10 protein-coding genes are annotated in these 14,898 nt (G+C 68.7%); 5 read left to right on the forward strand and 5 right to left on the reverse strand.

The features are described 5' to 3' along the window. Positions 1 to 60: 60 nt before the first annotated feature. Entirely contained in the window at positions 61 to 3,711 is a 3,651-nt protein-coding gene (locus BMX29_RS05455; protein ID WP_092811039.1) for a vitamin B12-dependent ribonucleotide reductase, read from the forward strand. Positions 3,712 to 4,007: 296 nt separating this feature from the next. Then, a complete protein-coding gene (locus BMX29_RS05460) occupies positions 4,008 to 4,529 on the forward strand; it encodes a cell wall hydrolase (RefSeq protein ID WP_043841071.1) in 522 nt (173 codons plus the stop codon). A gap of 30 nt (positions 4,530 to 4,559) precedes the next feature. On the opposite strand, the gene BMX29_RS05465 is transcribed toward BMX29_RS05460, so the two are convergent. Next, positions 4,560 to 7,700 (reverse strand): efflux RND transporter permease subunit, encoded by a 3,141-nt coding sequence (locus BMX29_RS05465; RefSeq protein ID WP_092811041.1) that lies wholly within the window; start codon positions 7,698 to 7,700, stop codon positions 4,560 to 4,562. Then, positions 7,697 to 8,878 (reverse strand): efflux RND transporter periplasmic adaptor subunit, encoded by a 1,182-nt coding sequence (locus BMX29_RS05470; protein WP_092811043.1) that lies wholly within the window; start codon positions 8,876 to 8,878, stop codon positions 7,697 to 7,699. Before BMX29_RS05470 ends, BMX29_RS05465 begins: the two co-directional genes overlap by 4 nt. A 104-nt stretch (positions 8,879 to 8,982) precedes the next feature. On the opposite strand from BMX29_RS05470, the gene BMX29_RS05475 reads away from it, so the two are divergent. Then, a complete protein-coding gene (locus BMX29_RS05475) occupies positions 8,983 to 9,687 on the forward strand; it encodes a TetR/AcrR family transcriptional regulator (RefSeq protein WP_175471135.1) in 705 nt (234 codons plus the stop codon). Between the two features lie 13 nt (positions 9,688 to 9,700). On the opposite strand, the gene BMX29_RS05480 is transcribed toward BMX29_RS05475, so the two are convergent. Beyond that, positions 9,701 to 11,737, reverse strand: coding sequence for an NADH:flavin oxidoreductase (locus tag BMX29_RS05480; RefSeq protein ID WP_092811047.1), 2,037 nt, complete (start codon positions 11,735 to 11,737; stop codon positions 9,701 to 9,703). Positions 11,738 to 11,865: 128 nt separating this feature from the next. Between BMX29_RS05480 and BMX29_RS05485 the strand changes: the two genes are divergently transcribed. Both BMX29_RS05485 and BMX29_RS05490 read left to right on the forward strand, forming a co-directional pair. Further along, a complete protein-coding gene (locus tag BMX29_RS05485) occupies positions 11,866 to 12,510 on the forward strand; it encodes a TetR/AcrR family transcriptional regulator (RefSeq protein WP_092811049.1) in 645 nt (214 codons plus the stop codon). Positions 12,511 to 12,598: 88 nt separating this feature from the next. Further along, a complete protein-coding gene (locus tag BMX29_RS05490; protein WP_081749569.1) occupies positions 12,599 to 13,012 on the forward strand; it encodes a rhodanese-like domain-containing protein in 414 nt (137 codons plus the stop codon). A 40-nt stretch (positions 13,013 to 13,052) separates the two neighbouring features. On the opposite strand, the gene BMX29_RS05495 is transcribed toward BMX29_RS05490, so the two are convergent. Together BMX29_RS05495 and BMX29_RS05500 are read right to left on the reverse strand one after the other, a co-directional pair. Continuing rightward, positions 13,053 to 13,739 (reverse strand): Crp/Fnr family transcriptional regulator, encoded by a 687-nt coding sequence (locus tag BMX29_RS05495; RefSeq protein WP_092811051.1) that lies wholly within the window; start codon positions 13,737 to 13,739, stop codon positions 13,053 to 13,055. Between the two features lie 94 nt (positions 13,740 to 13,833). Then, positions 13,834 to 14,877, reverse strand: coding sequence for a YeeE/YedE family protein (locus tag BMX29_RS05500; protein ID WP_051487298.1), 1,044 nt, complete (start codon positions 14,875 to 14,877; stop codon positions 13,834 to 13,836). Positions 14,878 to 14,898: the final 21 nt, after the last annotated feature.

The following is a 14,898-nucleotide window of genomic DNA, read 5'->3' on the forward strand; positions in this document are numbered from 1 at the left end:
GGCGTGTCCGGACGCGGTGGGGACAAACGCGCAGACAGTCAGAAGAGGGATACGGGGCACATGAAGATCGAACGTCATTACACCACGGCCGGACAGGACGCCTATGCGGGGATCGACTTCGTCACCACCGCGTCGGAAATCCGCAATCCCGACGGCACGATCGTGTTCCGGCTGGATGACGTCGAGGTGCCCGCGCGGTGGAGCCAGGTGGCCTCCGACGTGATCGCACAGAAGTACTTCCGCAAGGCCGGCGTCCCCGTCGCCCTCAAGCGCGTGGCCGAGAAGGACGTGCCCGAGTTCCTGTGGCGCTCGGTCCCGGCGTCGGCCGACACCGAGAAAAGCGGCGAGACATCGGCCAAGCAGGTCTTCGACCGTCTCGCCGGCGCCTGGGCTTACTGGGGCTGGAAGGGCGGCTACTTCTCGACCGAGGAGGACGCGCGCGCCTACTACGACGAGATGCGGCACATGCTGGCCAGCCAGACCGCCGCGCCGAACTCGCCGCAGTGGTTCAACACCGGTCTGCACTGGGCCTACGGCATCGACGGACCCGGCCAGGGCCACTACTACGTCGACCACAAGACCGGCAAGCTGACCCGCTCGAAGTCCGCTTACGAGCACCCGCAGCCGCATGCCTGCTTCATCCAGTCGGTGAAGGACGACCTCGTCAGCGACGGCGGCATCATGGACCTGTGGGTCCGCGAGGCGCGCCTGTTCAAGTACGGCTCGGGCACCGGCACCAACTTCTCGTCGCTGCGCGCCGAGGGCGAGTCGCTGTCGGGCGGCGGCCGTTCGTCGGGTCTCATGGGCTTCCTCAAGATCGGGGACCGCGCCGCGGGCGCCATCAAGTCGGGCGGCACCACGCGCCGCGCGGCCAAGATGGTGATCTGCGACGCCGACCACCCCGACATCGAGGACTTCATCAACTGGAAGGTCCGCGAGGAGCAGAAGGTCGCGTCCATCGTCGCGGGCTCCAAGATGCACGAGCAGATGCTCAACGGCATCTTCGCCGCGATCCGGTCCTGGGACGGCGCCGAGGACGACGCCTATGACCCCAAGAGCAACCCCGCGCTCAAGGATGCCGTGCGCGCCGCCAAGCGCGGCCAGATCCCCGAGACCTACGTCAAGCGCGTGCTGGACTACGCACGCCAGGGCTACGCCTCGATCGAGTTCCCGACCTACAACACCGACTGGGACAGCGAAGCCTACGCCTCGGTTTCGGGCCAGAATTCAAACAACTCGATCCGCGTCACAGACGGCTTCCTGCAGGCCGTGAAGGATGACGCCGACTGGGAGCTGATCCGCCGCACCGACGGCACGGTCGCCAAGACCATCAAGGCGCGCGACCTGTGGGAACAGGTGGGTCACGCCGCGTGGGCCTGCGCCGATCCGGGCATCCAGTTCCACGACACCGTCAACGCCTGGCACACGTGCCCCGAAGACGGCGAGATCCGCGGCTCGAACCCGTGCTCGGAGTACATGTTTCTCGACGACACGGCGTGCAACCTCGCGTCGATGAACCTGCTGACCTTCCTGAAGGACGGCGTGTTCGACGCGGAAAGCTACATGCACGCCACCCGTCTCTGGACGCTGACGCTCGAGATCTCGGTGACGATGGCGCAGTTCCCCTCGAAGGAGATCGCGCAGCTTTCCTATGACTTCCGCACGCTGGGCCTCGGCTACGCCAACATCGGCGGCCTGCTGATGAACATGGGCTACAGCTACGACAGCCGCGAGGGCCGGGCGCTCTGCGGCGCGCTGACCGCGATCATGACCGGCGTGGCCTACGCCACCTCGGCCGAGATCGCCGGCGAGCTGGGCGCGTTCTCGGGCTACGAGCGCAACCGCGAGCACATGCTCCGCGTCATCCGCAACCACCGCACCGCGGCGCAGGGCAAGACCGACGGCTATGAGAAGCTGGCGGTCAAGCCGGTCGCTCTCGATCACGCCGGCTGCCCCGACGCGCGCCTTGTCGAACTGGCGCAGTCGTCGTGGGACGAGGCACTGCGTCTCGGCGAGCAGCACGGCTACCGCAACGCCCAGACCTCGGTCATCGCGCCCACCGGCACGATCGGCCTTGTCATGGACTGCGACACCACCGGCATCGAGCCCGACTTCGCGCTGGTCAAGTTCAAGAAGCTCGCCGGCGGCGGCTACTTCAAGATCATCAACCAGTCGGTCCCTGCGGCGCTGGAAAAGCTCGGCTACCCGTCGAACCAGATCGAGGAGATCGTCTCCTACGCGGTCGGCCACGGCTCGCTTGGCAACGCGCCGGGGATCAACCACACCGCCCTGATCGGCCACGGCTTCGGACCGGCGCAGATCGAGAAGGTGGAAGGCGCGCTGGCCTCGGCCTTCGACATCCGCTTCGTCTTCAACCAGTGGACGCTGGGCGAGGAGTTCTGCACCAACGTCCTCGGCATCCCGGCCGAGAAGCTGACCGACCCGACCTTCGATCTGCTGCGGCACCTGGGCTTCTCGAAGGCGGACATCGACGCGGCGAACGACCACGTCTGCGGGACCATGACGCTGGAGGGCGCGCCGCACCTGAAGCAGGAGCACTACGCGATCTTCGACTGCGCCAATCCCTGCGGCAAGAAGGGCACGCGCTACCTGTCGGTCGAAAGCCACATCCACATGATGGCGGCGGCGCAGAGCTTCATCTCGGGCGCGATCTCTAAGACGATCAACATGCCCAACGACGCCACCATCGAGGACTGCCAGAAGGCCTACGAGCTGTCTTGGTCGCTCGGCACCAAGGCGAACGCGCTCTACCGCGACGGCTCCAAGCTGAGCCAGCCGCTGGCCGCCGCCCTCGTCGAGGATGACGACGAGGCCGCCGAAGTGCTCGAGACCGGCTCGGCCCAGGAAAAGGCGGCAGTGCTGGCCGAGAAGATCGTCGAGAAGGTGGTGATCAAGGAGGTCGCCCGCGGCCGCGAGAAGATGCCCGAGCGTCGCAAGGGCTACACGCAGAAGGCCATCGTCGGCGGTCACAAGGTCTACCTGCGGACCGGCGAATACGGTGACGGCAGCCTCGGCGAGATCTTCATCGACATGCACAAGGAAGGTGCGGGCTTCCGGGCGATGATGAACAACTTCGCCATCGCGGTGTCGGTGGGCCTCCAGTACGGCGTGCCGCTGGAAGAGTTCGTCGACGCCTTCACCTTCACGAAGTTCGAGCCCGCGGGCATGGTTCAGGGCAACGACTCGATCAAGAACGCGACGTCGATCCTCGACTACATCTTCCGCGAGCTGGCGGTGTCCTACCTCGACCGCACCGACCTGGCGCACGTGAAGCCGCAGGGCGCCACGTTCGACGACCTCGGCCGCGGCGAAGAGGAGGGCGTGTCGAACGTCCGCGAGCTGTCCGAGACCACCGCGTCGAAGTCGCTCGAGGTGCTCAAGCAGATCAGCTCGTCGGGCTACCTGCGCAAGCGCCTCCCGCAGGAGCTGGTGGTGCTGCAGGGCGGCAACCAGACCGTCAGCTTCGCGCAGCCCGACAGCTCTTCCTCCGCGCTTTCGGCTGTCGTCGGCGAGGCCGAGACCACCGTGGCGGTCAAGTCCAAGGCCAAGACCGGCGTGGACGCGGCCACCAAGGCCCGCATGCAGGGCTTCGAGGGCGATCCTTGCGGTGAATGCGGCAACTACACGCTGGTGCGCAATGGCACCTGCATGAAGTGCAACACCTGCGGCGGGACCTCCGGCTGCAGTTGATGCGGCCCGAGCCGGTGCGTCTCCCCCCGAGCGCACCGGCGACGGCGGTGTGACGCGCGACTTGCGACCAACGGCAGGACCTCCGACGAGGCGCCTGCCGTTTTCGTTTCAAGCAACCAACGCGGGGACCTGCGATGCTTCCTGAACGGTTTACCCGCGCGGTGCCAACGCCGCAGGTCGGCGCGCATGAGCGCCCGGCCGCCGTTGCGTCACCGCTGCGGCAACCGGCGCCGTTGCGGGGTCGGGGCCGGTGGGGTTAATCTTCGGCCGAGGCAAGAAAGCGGGATATACCGTCGATGACAGTCAGGACAGTGAAACTGGTCGCGGCGGCGGCGCTCATGGCGTCGCTCGCGGCCTGTGGGGGGCAGCGCGAGCGCGTGCGGATCCCGCTTCTGCAACACAGCGAGGTCGATTGCATGGCGCGGGCCATGTATTTCGAGTCGATCCGGTCGAGCCGCGACGGCATGGTCGCCGTGGGCAGCGTGGTGATGAACCGCGTCGAGTCCGACGATTTCCCCGATACGGTCTGCGGCGTCGTCGGCCAGCGCAACCAGTTCGCCCCGGGCGTCCTGCGTCGCAGCATGGACGGCGGTGGCTCGGAGCTGGCGCGCAGCTCCGCGCGGGCTGTCCTGCGCGGCGAACGGCATCCGATGGTCCAGAACGCGCGGTTCTTCCACGCGGCGACGTACAACGCCGGCTACAACAACATGCATTACGTGCTCAGCACGGGGGGCAACGCGTTCTACGAAAAGCGCCGCCCGCACCTCGTCACGCGCCCTTCGCCGCCGCGCGGGATCGAGGGTGTGACCGGCCGCTGACCGCGCATCCCGAGGGGCGCGGTGGCCGTTTCAGGCCGCCGCCTCACTCTTCCCGCGCTTTGCCGCCTTGCGCTCGGCCCTCGGCAAACGCCGGTCACGCAGCATCAACATGGCGGGCGTGACCAGCAGCGTCAGCAGCGTGGCCACCAGTAGGCCGCCGGCGATCGCGCTCGACAGCTCGGTCCAGTATTGCGTGGACGGCGCGCCGTAGAGGATCGTTCGGGTGAAGAAGTTGATGTTGAGCCCGATCACCATCGGCAGAAGCCCCAGCGCCGTCGTCACTGTCGTCAGCACCACCGGGCGCAGGCGCTGCGCCCCGGTGCGAAGCGCGGCCTCCAGAGGGGAAAGGCCCTGCGCGCGCAGCTCGTTGTAGGTATCGATCAGAACGATGTTGTTGTTCACCACGATCCCGGCGAGCGCGATCACCCCCACGCCACCCATGACGATCCCGAAGGGACGGCCGGTGACGATCAGTCCCAGAAGCACGCCCGCGATGGAGAAGACGATGGCCGTCATGACCACGAAGGCCTGGTAGAAGCTGTTGAACTGCACGATCAGGATCACCGCCATCAGCACGATGGCCGCGGCGAAGGCGCTGCCCAGAAAGACCATGCTTTCCTGCTGGTCCTCGGTCTCGCCGGCGAAGGTCACGCTGGCGCCTCCGGGCAGTTCGGTGCCGGCGAGCGCGGCCTGCAATGCCGAGATCTGATCGGCCACCAGCGCGCCCTGCGCGACGTTTGCCTCGATGGTGGTCACGCGCTGCTCGTCGACGCGGCGGATGACGCCCACGCGCTCCTCGGGATCGAAGGACACGAAGTTCGAGATCGGCACCAGTCCGGCCTCGGTGGGCACCCGCAGGTTGCCCAGTTCCGCCAACGTCCGGTCGTCGCTGGGGAAGCGCACGCGGATGTCGAGCTCTCCGTCCGCGTCCGAGGGGCGGTAGTTGGTGACCGTGATGCCCTGCGTGAGGAGCTGCAGCGCCTGGCCCAGAAGGCTCACGTCCGCGCCGAACCGCGCGGCCTGTGCGCGGTCGACGTTGATCGCGACCTCGACGCCGGGCAGGGCGCGGGTGTCGGTGACGTCGGTAAAGCCGCCCACGCGGTCCATCACCGTCAGCACCTGCTCGGTTGCGGCAGCCTGCGCCTCGGGATCGCGGGCCGACACCCGCAGGTTAACGGGTTTGCCCGAGGCCGGTCCGCCCGAGTCGGTCTGCACCTGCACGTCGATTCCGCCGATCCCGGCCATGTCCTGTCGGATCTCGTCGCCGATCTCGGCCGCGGGCGGGCGGTCCTGCCAGTCCACGAGATCGAGCTGGATGGTCCCGATCACGTCCTCGTCCTGCTGGCCCGCGCCCATGAGCGTTCGGGCGTAGACGCTTTCGACGCCGTCTCGGCCGATCAGGCGCCGTTCGACCTGCCGCACGAGGTCGTCGCGCTCGTAGATCGAGAGGTTGTCGCGGGCGCGCACCTGAACCTGCATGAACTCGGGCTCGACCGAGGGGAAGAACGACACGCCGCGGCCGAACTGTCCGTAGATCGCGAAACTGCCGAGCAGCAGCGCGACGGCCAGCAGGACAGTCGTGCCGGGCCGAAGGATCGCGCGTTCCAGCATCCGCACGTAGATGCCGGTGGCGCCCCGGATGTCGCGCGGATCGCCCGCCTCGGCGGCATGAAGCGCGGCCTTGGCGGAGGCGGTCTGAGGCTGCACCTTGCCGATCAGGCCGCCGATGACGGGGATGAAGATCAGCGCCATGAAGAGCGACGCGATCAGCGTGAGGATCACCGTCAGCGGCAGGAACTTCATGAACTCGCCGATGGTCCCCGTCCAGAAGAGCAGCGGGAAGAACACGGACAGGGTCGTCGCGGTCGAGGCGATGATCGGCCACGCCATGCGCTTGGCGGCCTCGGCATAGGCCGCGCGTGCACGGGCGCCCTCCTGCAGGCGGCGGTCGGCCAGCTCCACCGTCACGATGGCGCCGTCCACCAGCATCCCCACCACGAGGATCAGCGCGAACAGCACGACGATGTTCATCGTGTTGCCCATGACCCACAGGAGCGCGACGCCGGCCAGGAACGCCCCCGGTATCGACAGGCCCACGAGGATCGCGGACCGCAAACCCAGCGCGAAGACGATCACGATCATCACCAGCGCGATAGCCGCGATCACGTTGGCCTCGAGGTCCGAGAGGAGCGTCTTCACCTGCTCGGACTGGTCCTGAAGATAGGTGACATCGACGCTGTCGGGCCAGTCGACGCGCATTTCCTCGATGGCCGCGCGGGCGGCGGCGACGGTGTCGATGATGTTGGCGCCCGAGCGTTTCGTGACCTCCAGCGCCAGTGCCGGCTGGCCGTCGATCCGCGCGAAGCCCGACGGATCCTCGAAGGTGCGCCGAACAGTCGCCACATCCTCGAATGTCACGACGGTCTGGCCGTCGACCTTGACCGGCATCGCCATCACGTCCTCTAGGTCCTGGATCAGGCCGGGGACCTTGAGCACGATGCGCCCGCCGCCGGTTTCGATCGCGCCCGCGGCGATCAGGCGGTTATTGCGCTGAAGCTGATTGATGAGCTCGTCGAAACCGAGGTTGTAGGTCTGGAACACCGTGGGGTCGATCAGCACCTCGAGGAACTCCTCGCGCGCGCCGCCGATCTCGACCTCGAGCACGCCGGGCAGGGCCTCCACCTCGTCCTGAACCTGCTCGGCAAGGTCGTTGAGCGTGCGCTCGGGCACGGGACCCGACAGCACCGCGGTCACGATGGGGAAAAGCGCGGTGTTGATCTCGGTGACGGTCAGTTCGTCGGCGTCCTCGGGCAGGTCGGGCTGCACCCGGTCGGCGGCCTCTCGCACCTTGTCGAGCGCCTCGTCCACATCGTCGCCGGCGGTGAACTCGAGCTGGACGCTGGCGAAGCCCTCGGTCGCCTCGGACGACATCTGGTCGAGCCCCTCGATGGCGCCGAACTCGGCCTCCATCGGCTCGAGCAAAAGCCGCTCGGCGTCCGTCGGGCTGATCCCCTCGAGACCGGTCGAGACGTAGACCAGCGGCAGGGGGACTTCGGGATTGGCCTCCTTCGGGATCGACACGTAGGAAATGGCGCCGAAGGTGAGGATCATCGCGAAGAGGATCATCACCGCGCGGCTGCGCGAAAAGGCAGCGTCGATGAGGGTGTTCATTCCGTGGCCTCCGCGGCGGCCGGCATCGCCTCGTCGCCGGGGGCCGCGGCCAGAGCGCCGCCGGCCTCCTCCTGCGGCTGGGCGCGCACCGCCTCGCCGTCGCGGACAAAGCCCTGACCCACCGTGATGATAGTCGCGGTGTCCTCGAGCCCCGTGACCCAGACGCCGTCGATGGCGGTGGAGACGATCTCGACCGGCTGGAATTTCACGCGGCCGTCCTCGACCGTCTTGATCCCGAGCGCGCCGTCGGGGTCCAGCGAGATGATGGAGGGCCGGACAAAATGCGCCTGCCGCTCGCCGGTCGGGATCGTGACCTCCGCGGAGATGCCCGCGGGGATCTCGCCGTCCTCGTTCGGAACCTCGATCTCCACGAGGAAGGTGCGCGTCTCGCTGACCGCGGCCGTTCCGACGAAGGTGACCTCGCCTTCGCGGGTCTGACCGGTGATGAAGTCGACCGTGGCGGGTTGCCCGGTCCGGATCCGCGCAAGCGACTGCTGCGGCACCTGGATCGCGACGGTCAGGGGGGAATTGTCCACGAGCCGCGCGACCTCGTCGCCGATGGCGAGGTACTCGCCGTCGTTGATCGGCAGGCTCTCGATGCGTCCGGGGAAGGGCGCGGTGACAACGAGGTTGTCGAGCGCCTGCTCGGCGGTGGCGACCTGCGCCTCGGCGGCCGCCAGCGTGGCCTGAGCCTCGGACACCCGGTCCACGGTGCCGGCGCCGCGTTCGAGAAGCTGGCGGGCGTTGTCCAGTTCACGCTGCGCGCGGGTGCGCTCTTCCTCGGCTTGCGCGAGGGTCGCGTCCGCCTGCGCCGCCGAGAGCCGCGCGACCACATCGCCGGCCTCCACGGTATCGCCGCGCGCGACCGGTAGGGCGGCGACCGTGCCGCTGGCCTCGGCGCTCAGCACGGTGTCACGCTCGGGCAGGGCCTGTCCTTCGGCCGAGAACCGCAGGGTCACCGGTTCGGCAGTGGTCTCGCGGACGACGACCGCGGGCGGCTCTGCCTCGGTCTGCTGCACCGGTTCGGGATCTTCCGAAGGCAGAACGAAGCCGCTTCCCATCCACAGCACGATGGCCAAGACGAGACCGGCTGCGATCCAGATCGAGCGAGAGGCGCCCCGGTCGGTCTCGAAGCTCAGATGGCGGGGCGTTCCGCCCGCATCGCTGTGGTCGTTCATGAATTCGTGTTCCCGTCATCGCTTGCGGCCGCGGCTCTGGGGTTACATACCGACCACCGGTCGGTAATCAAGGGGGCCTCGCGATGATGCGAGGTGGACGACAGATGAGCCTCAGACGACGCATGCCGCCCGAGGCGCGGCGCTCGGCGATCCTTGCCGCTGCGACGGAACTCATGGCCGGGCACGGCTGGGACACGGTCACGGTCTCCGGGATCGTGGACGCGGCCGAGATCTCGAAGGGGGGCTTCTATCACCATTTCTCTTCGAAGGACGCGGTGATGGAGGCGGTGATACGCGATTTGGCCGCGTCCGGCCTCGACTCCGCGGTGCGGGCGCTGGACACCACGGAGGGGGACGCGCTGAAGCGCTTCACTGCGTTCGTGACCGCAGGCCTCGACTGGGAGTCGGCGCGCGCCGAAACCCTCGATCAGATCGCCCGGATCGCAGCGCAGCGCGGCAACGATCCGTTTTTCGGGCGACTGCAGGAGAACGCCATCGAGCATCTGCGCCCGGCGCTCGTCGCATTGGTGCGGGCGGGGGCGGCAGAGGGGACATTCTCCATGTCGGATGCCGAAACGGGGCCGGCGGTCGACCTGCTCCTTCATCTCCTGTTGTCGCGGTGGAGAACGATCGCAGAAGCGCGCGGCCACGCCCGCGCCGGGGCGCCGGATCGGGCGAAACGCATCGTCGCCGACCGACTGAACGCCGAGTCCGCCCTTATGGCGCGGGTGCTGGGCCTGACCGAGGCACAGGCCGCTTCGCTGGCGGAAGGCCGCACGGGCTACGCTGGATCTTTGTCGGCGTCCTGACGGCGCGCCGCGCTCAAACCGCCTTGACCAGACGCAGCGCGTCGTAGATCGCGGCGTGCGTGTTGCGCGCCGCCACGGCGTCGCCGATCCGGAACAGTTGGTAGGTGCCCTCGGGATTGCGCACGATCTCCTGCGGGCGTCCCTCGATCAGCGCCTCGTAGTCGACCTCGCCCTCGTTCGAAGCACCGGCGCGCAGATCGAAGTAAAGCTCGTCGAGCGGCCGCGTGCCGTGATTCACCACCACCTGGTCGACATTGCGCGTGCGGCTCACCCCGCCGTAATCGCTGCCGAGCGTGGCCACGAGGCCGTTGCCCTCGCGGGCCACACGGTCGAGGCGCCATGTCACGGTGAATGTCACGTCCTGCGCCTGGAGAGCGCGAAGCGCCGGCGTCAGCGACATCGACATGACCTCGGCGGCGATGGTGCGGTCGCGGCACACCACCTCGACCTTCGCGCCGGTGGCGGCGATGGCCTCTGCGGCCTGAAGGGCAGGGTAGTCGCCGGCGTCGTCGTAGATCAGCACGTCGCGGCCGGGCTGCGCGTCGCCCGACAGGATGTCCCATGCGGACACCACGAGGTCGTCACCGTCGGTCAGGATCTCGGTGTGGGGCATTCCGCCGGTGGCAACGATCACAACCTCGGGCGCCTCGGCCATCACCGTCTCGGCGTCGGCATAGGTGTTGAAGCGGAAGGTGACGCCCATGCGGGCGCACTCGGCCTCGCGCCACTGGACGATCTGCATCATCTCGGACCGGCGCGGGCTGCGCGCGGTCAGGCGGATTTGCCCGCCGGGCTGGGCCGCCGCCTCGAACACCGTCACGTCGTGGCCCCGCGCTGCCGCGACCCGCGCGGCCTCGAGGCCCGCCGGGCCGGCGCCCACGACCACTACCTTGCGACGCGTCTCGCCCGGCTGAACCTCCTGCGGCTGCTCCAACTCGCGGCCCGTGGCCGGGTTGTGGATGCACAGCGCCATGCCGCCCTGGTAGATGCGGTCGAGGCAGTAGTTCGCGCCGACGCAAGGACGGATGCGGTCCTCGTCGCCGCGCATGATCTTGGCGACGATGTGCGGATCGGCCATGTGCGCGCGGGTCATCCCCACCATGTCGAGCTTGCCCGACGCGATGGCGTGGCGCGCCGTGGCGACGTCCTGGATCTTGGCGGCGTGGAAGGTGGGGAACTGGGTCGCCTTGCGGATCTCTCCGGCGAAGTCGAGATGCGGAGCGCTGCGCATGCCCTGGACCGGGATCACGTCGGTCAGACCCGCGTCGGTATCGATATGGCCGCGGATCACGTTGAGGAAATCCACCAGACCGCTGTCTTTCAGGCGGCGCGAGATCTCCATGCCGTCCTCGGCGGTCAGTCCGCCGGGCAGGTCCTCGTCGCCGGTGTAGCGCACGCCCACGAGGAAATCCTCACCGCAGCGGGCCCGGATGCCCTCGAGCACCTCGAAGGTGAAACGCAGCCGGTTGTCGAGGCTGCCACCGTAGCGGCCATCCATGTCGTTGGTCAGCGGCGACCAGAACTGGTCCATGAGGTGGCCGTAGGCCTGCAGCTCTATCCCGTCGAGGCCGGCGGCCTTCATGCGCTCGGCCGCGTCCACGTAGTCGCCGACGATGCGCGCCACGTCCCAGTCCTCGGCCTTCTTGGGAAAGGCGCGGTGGGCGGGCTCGCGTTCATGTCCGGCCGAGACTGCGGGCAGCCAGTCTGCCTTGTCCCATCGGGTGCGGCGGCCGAGGTGGGTGAGCTGGATCATCACCGCGCAGCCGTGGTCGTGGCACTCGTCGGTGAGCTTCTTCATCCAGCCCACGACCTCGTCCTTCCAGGCCAGGATGTTGTTGAACACCGGCGGGCTGTCGCGGGACACCGCCGCGGACCCGGCCGTCATGGTCAGCGCGACGCCCGCGCGCGCCCGCTCCACGTGGTAGGCGCGGTAACGGTCCTTGGGCATCCCGTCCTCGGGATAGGCCGGCTCGTGGCTCGAGATCATCAGCCGGTTCTTCAGCGTCAGGTGCTTGAGCTGGTACGGCTGGAAGAGGGGATCGTTGGACATGGCGCGGGCCTCGACTCGGGGGGCGGTGATGGAACCAGTCGTGGCAGAATGTTCATCTGTGTCAAGTTTGAGTTCACCGATGTATATTCCCGTTGCGGAGGCGCCCGGGCTGGCCTAGGAAACGCCGCATGAGCACATCCGGAACAGACGGCCCCTCCGGCCCTTCCGCAGACAGCGGCTGGCGCGGATCCCGCGACGTCTGGCTCGCCGCGGCCAAGGCGGCGTTCCTCGACGGCGGCCTCGGCGCGGTGCGCATCCAGCCGCTCGCCGCGGGGCTCGGGTTGTCGCGCACGTCGTTCTACTGGTTCTTCCGCGACCGCGCGGCGATTCTCGACGCCCTGCTGGACCTTTGGGATGTGCAGAACACCGACGCCCTCGTGGCGGCCACGGAAGCCTATGCCGAGACGGTGTCGGAGGCGGTGCTCAACGTGATCGCCCTCTTCATCGACGAGGCCCGCTTCGAGCCGCGCTTCGAGCTGGCAGTGCGTGGCTGGGCACACGGCTCGGACGCGGTGATGACGCGGGTGAACCGGGCGGACGCTCGGCGACTCGACGCGATCAGGGCGATGTTCGAGCGGTTCGGCATTCCGTCCGACGAGGCAGACGTGCGGGCGCGCACCGTCTACCTCGTGCAGATCGGCTACATCTCGATGCAGGTGCGCGAGACGCGCGAGGAACGCCTGACCCGCGTGGCCGACTACGTGAAGACATTTGCCGGCGCGGCGCCCACTCCGGCCGAGATGGCGCGGTTCCGCGCGGGGCTCGGTCTCTAACACGGTCCGCGGGGCCTCCGCTGGTGCTGGCCTTGTGCCGCGCGTGGTGCGAGGGTCGGGACGACGCAGAACCACGGGGACTACGACAATGACCATCAGGGAAGGCGACCGCATGACCAGCCGCGAGTTGGTCGCGGCAGCCGAGGACGAGATCGAGACCGTTCCTGCGGCGGAGGCCGTGGCGCTGACCAGCGCCGAGGACGTGGTCTTCGTGGACCTGCGCGACCGCCGCGAGCTGGAGCGCGAGGGCCGGGTGCCCGGCGCGTTCCACTGCCCGCGCGGGATGCTGGAGTTCTGGATCGACCCCGATAGCCCCTATCACCGTGACATCTTCGACCGCGACGCGCGCTTCGTCTTCTACTGCGCGTCGGGCTGGCGCTCGGCATTGGCGACGCAGGTGGCGGGGCGGATGGGATTGGCCCGCGCGGCGCATGTTGGCGGCGGCTTCACCGCATGGCGCGAGGCCGGCGGACCGGTCGAGCCGGTCGCACCCAAGGGCTAGGGCGCCGGACGCGGACGGTCGTCGGTGCGCGCGGTCGTGGTCAGGCTTCGCCTGCCGAGCGGGCCAGCCGCGACAGGCCCTCGCGTCCGGTCAGGCGGACTTCACCGCGGGCCTGCTCGACCCAGCCGCGGCGGTGGAACTCGGCCAGCGTGCGCGAGATCACCTCGCGCGCCGTGCCAAGCTCGTTGGCCAGCGTCTGGTGGGTGGCGTGCACCACATCGCCGTCGGCCGACAGCTGCAGCAGCTTGGCCGCCAGCCGCACGTCCATGCGCTGGAAGACGATGTCGTCGATCAGGGTGAAAAGATCTGTGATCCGCCGGGAGTAGGCGGTGAAAATGAACTGTCGGAAAACGGTGGAACGTGCGGCCATGTCGTCGAAGGTGGCGCGGGGGATGGCGACCGCGGTCACGTCCGTCTCGGCGATACCGTCGGCCGCGTAGTCCTCGAACGCCAGCATGCAGGCTGTTGTCAGCACGCAGCTTTCGCCCGCGTGAACGCGATAGAGAAAGACCTCGCGGCCGGTCTCGGACTTCTGCTGCACGCGGACCGTGCCGTCGAGCAGCAGCAGAAGGTTGTCCGGCGTCTGGCCCGGTGCGAAGATCTGGGTGCCTGCGGGCACCTCGACCACCGAGCTTCCGGCCACGAGGTCCGCGCGCAGGTCGGAGGGCAGTTGGCTCAGACCCGGAAACCTGTCGATCCAGCTCGTCGTGGCGGGGGCCGTGGTCATGGGCGTCTGGTCTCCGTCGTTGGTTCGGGACAGGGATACAATCCGCGTGCGGCGCTGGCAAAGGGGCAGGGGCCGCCGAACCCGGGGCCCGGTGTCACACCCGGAAGAACGCCGCGCGGCCCTCGATCATCAGCTTGAGGCCGATCGCGCCTCCGATCCAGATGCCGCCCAACGCGACCGGGGCGGTGTAGGCAAGCAGCGCGAAGGCCGAGAGCCCCTGGCCGATGCTGCACCCCACCGCCAGCACCGCGCCCACGCCCATCAGTGCGGCGCCCCCGATCTGGCGGCGCAGCTCGCGGTGGTCGTCGCACGCCTCCCAGCGGAAGACGCCGCGCACGCGGCTGCCGATCCATGCGCCGCCGAGAACGCCGAAGACGGACCCCACGCCGAAGCCCGGGGGCACGCCGCTGGACAGCATGAGCCAGACCATCGTTTCGCCCAAGGGCGCCGAGAACGTGTGCGAGCGCACCGGCACCGCGTCGAAACTTGTCGCCGCGAGGTAGGTCGTGCCGACGAACCCCGAGACGATGGCGAAGGCGACGGGCAGACCCCAGAGCGCACGTCGGGACGCGCCGCGCAGCGCCACGAGCAGAAGCAGGCCGCCCGACACGATCCCGACGACGGACGCGGGGATCGACAGGAGAGCGCCGATGCCGTGGGCGATGCCCTGCGGGCTGTCGGCGAGCACCGGCGGGAACAGTGCCACGCGCAGCGGACTGAGCGGGCCGGACAGGGTGGCCAGCGCCGCAAGGCCCATCACGATGACGATCACGAAGGAGCGCATTTCACCGCCGCCGAGCCGCGCCAGCGCGCCGAGGCCGCAGTTGCCGGCCAACGCCATGCCGATCCCGAAGGTCAGTCCGCCGATGGCTGCCGCGGCGAGGTCGGCGCGTTGCGCGAGGTAGACCGACGCGGTCGGGTCGGCCCAGCCCAGGGCCGCGGCGAGGTGCAACGCGAGGATCGAGGCGCCCAGCGCCACGCCCCACATCCGCAGGCGCGTCGCGTCTCCGGCCAGGTGAAAATCCTCGAGCGCGCCCAGCGTGCAGAAGCGGCCGAGCCGCGCCGAGAGGCCCAGAAGCAGGCCACCGAATGCGCCGACGACGACGCTCGCGGCGTCGCCCGACATCAGGTCCAGCATGTCTCCTCCCTGCCCGGACGG

The organism is Roseivivax marinus (assembly GCF_900109705.1).
GTDB lineage: Bacteria > Pseudomonadota > Alphaproteobacteria > Rhodobacterales > Rhodobacteraceae > Roseivivax > Roseivivax marinus.

What these genes read in the sequence shown, in the direction of transcription:
- BMX29_RS05500 (WP_051487298.1), bottom strand. Translation starts at nt 14,877, where the DNA reads ATGCTGGACCTGATGTCGGGCGACGCCGCGAGCGTCGTCGTCGGCGCA.
- BMX29_RS05485 (WP_092811049.1), top strand. Translation starts at nt 11,866, where the DNA reads ATGAGCACATCCGGAACAGACGGCCCCTCCGGCCCTTCCGCAGACAGC.
- BMX29_RS05475 (WP_175471135.1), top strand. Translation starts at nt 8,983, where the DNA reads ATGAGCCTCAGACGACGCATGCCGCCCGAGGCGCGGCGCTCGGCGATC.
- BMX29_RS05470 (WP_092811043.1), bottom strand. Translation starts at nt 8,878, where the DNA reads ATGAACGACCACAGCGATGCGGGCGGAACGCCCCGCCATCTGAGCTTC.
- BMX29_RS05460 (WP_043841071.1), top strand. Translation starts at nt 4,008, where the DNA reads ATGACAGTCAGGACAGTGAAACTGGTCGCGGCGGCGGCGCTCATGGCG.
- BMX29_RS05480 (WP_092811047.1), bottom strand. Translation starts at nt 11,737, where the DNA reads ATGTCCAACGATCCCCTCTTCCAGCCGTACCAGCTCAAGCACCTGACG.
- BMX29_RS05490 (WP_081749569.1), top strand. Translation starts at nt 12,599, where the DNA reads ATGACCATCAGGGAAGGCGACCGCATGACCAGCCGCGAGTTGGTCGCG.
- BMX29_RS05465 (WP_092811041.1), bottom strand. Translation starts at nt 7,700, where the DNA reads ATGAACACCCTCATCGACGCTGCCTTTTCGCGCAGCCGCGCGGTGATG.
- BMX29_RS05495 (WP_092811051.1), bottom strand. Translation starts at nt 13,739, where the DNA reads ATGACCACGGCCCCCGCCACGACGAGCTGGATCGACAGGTTTCCGGGT.
- BMX29_RS05455 (WP_092811039.1), top strand. Translation starts at nt 61, where the DNA reads ATGAAGATCGAACGTCATTACACCACGGCCGGACAGGACGCCTATGCG.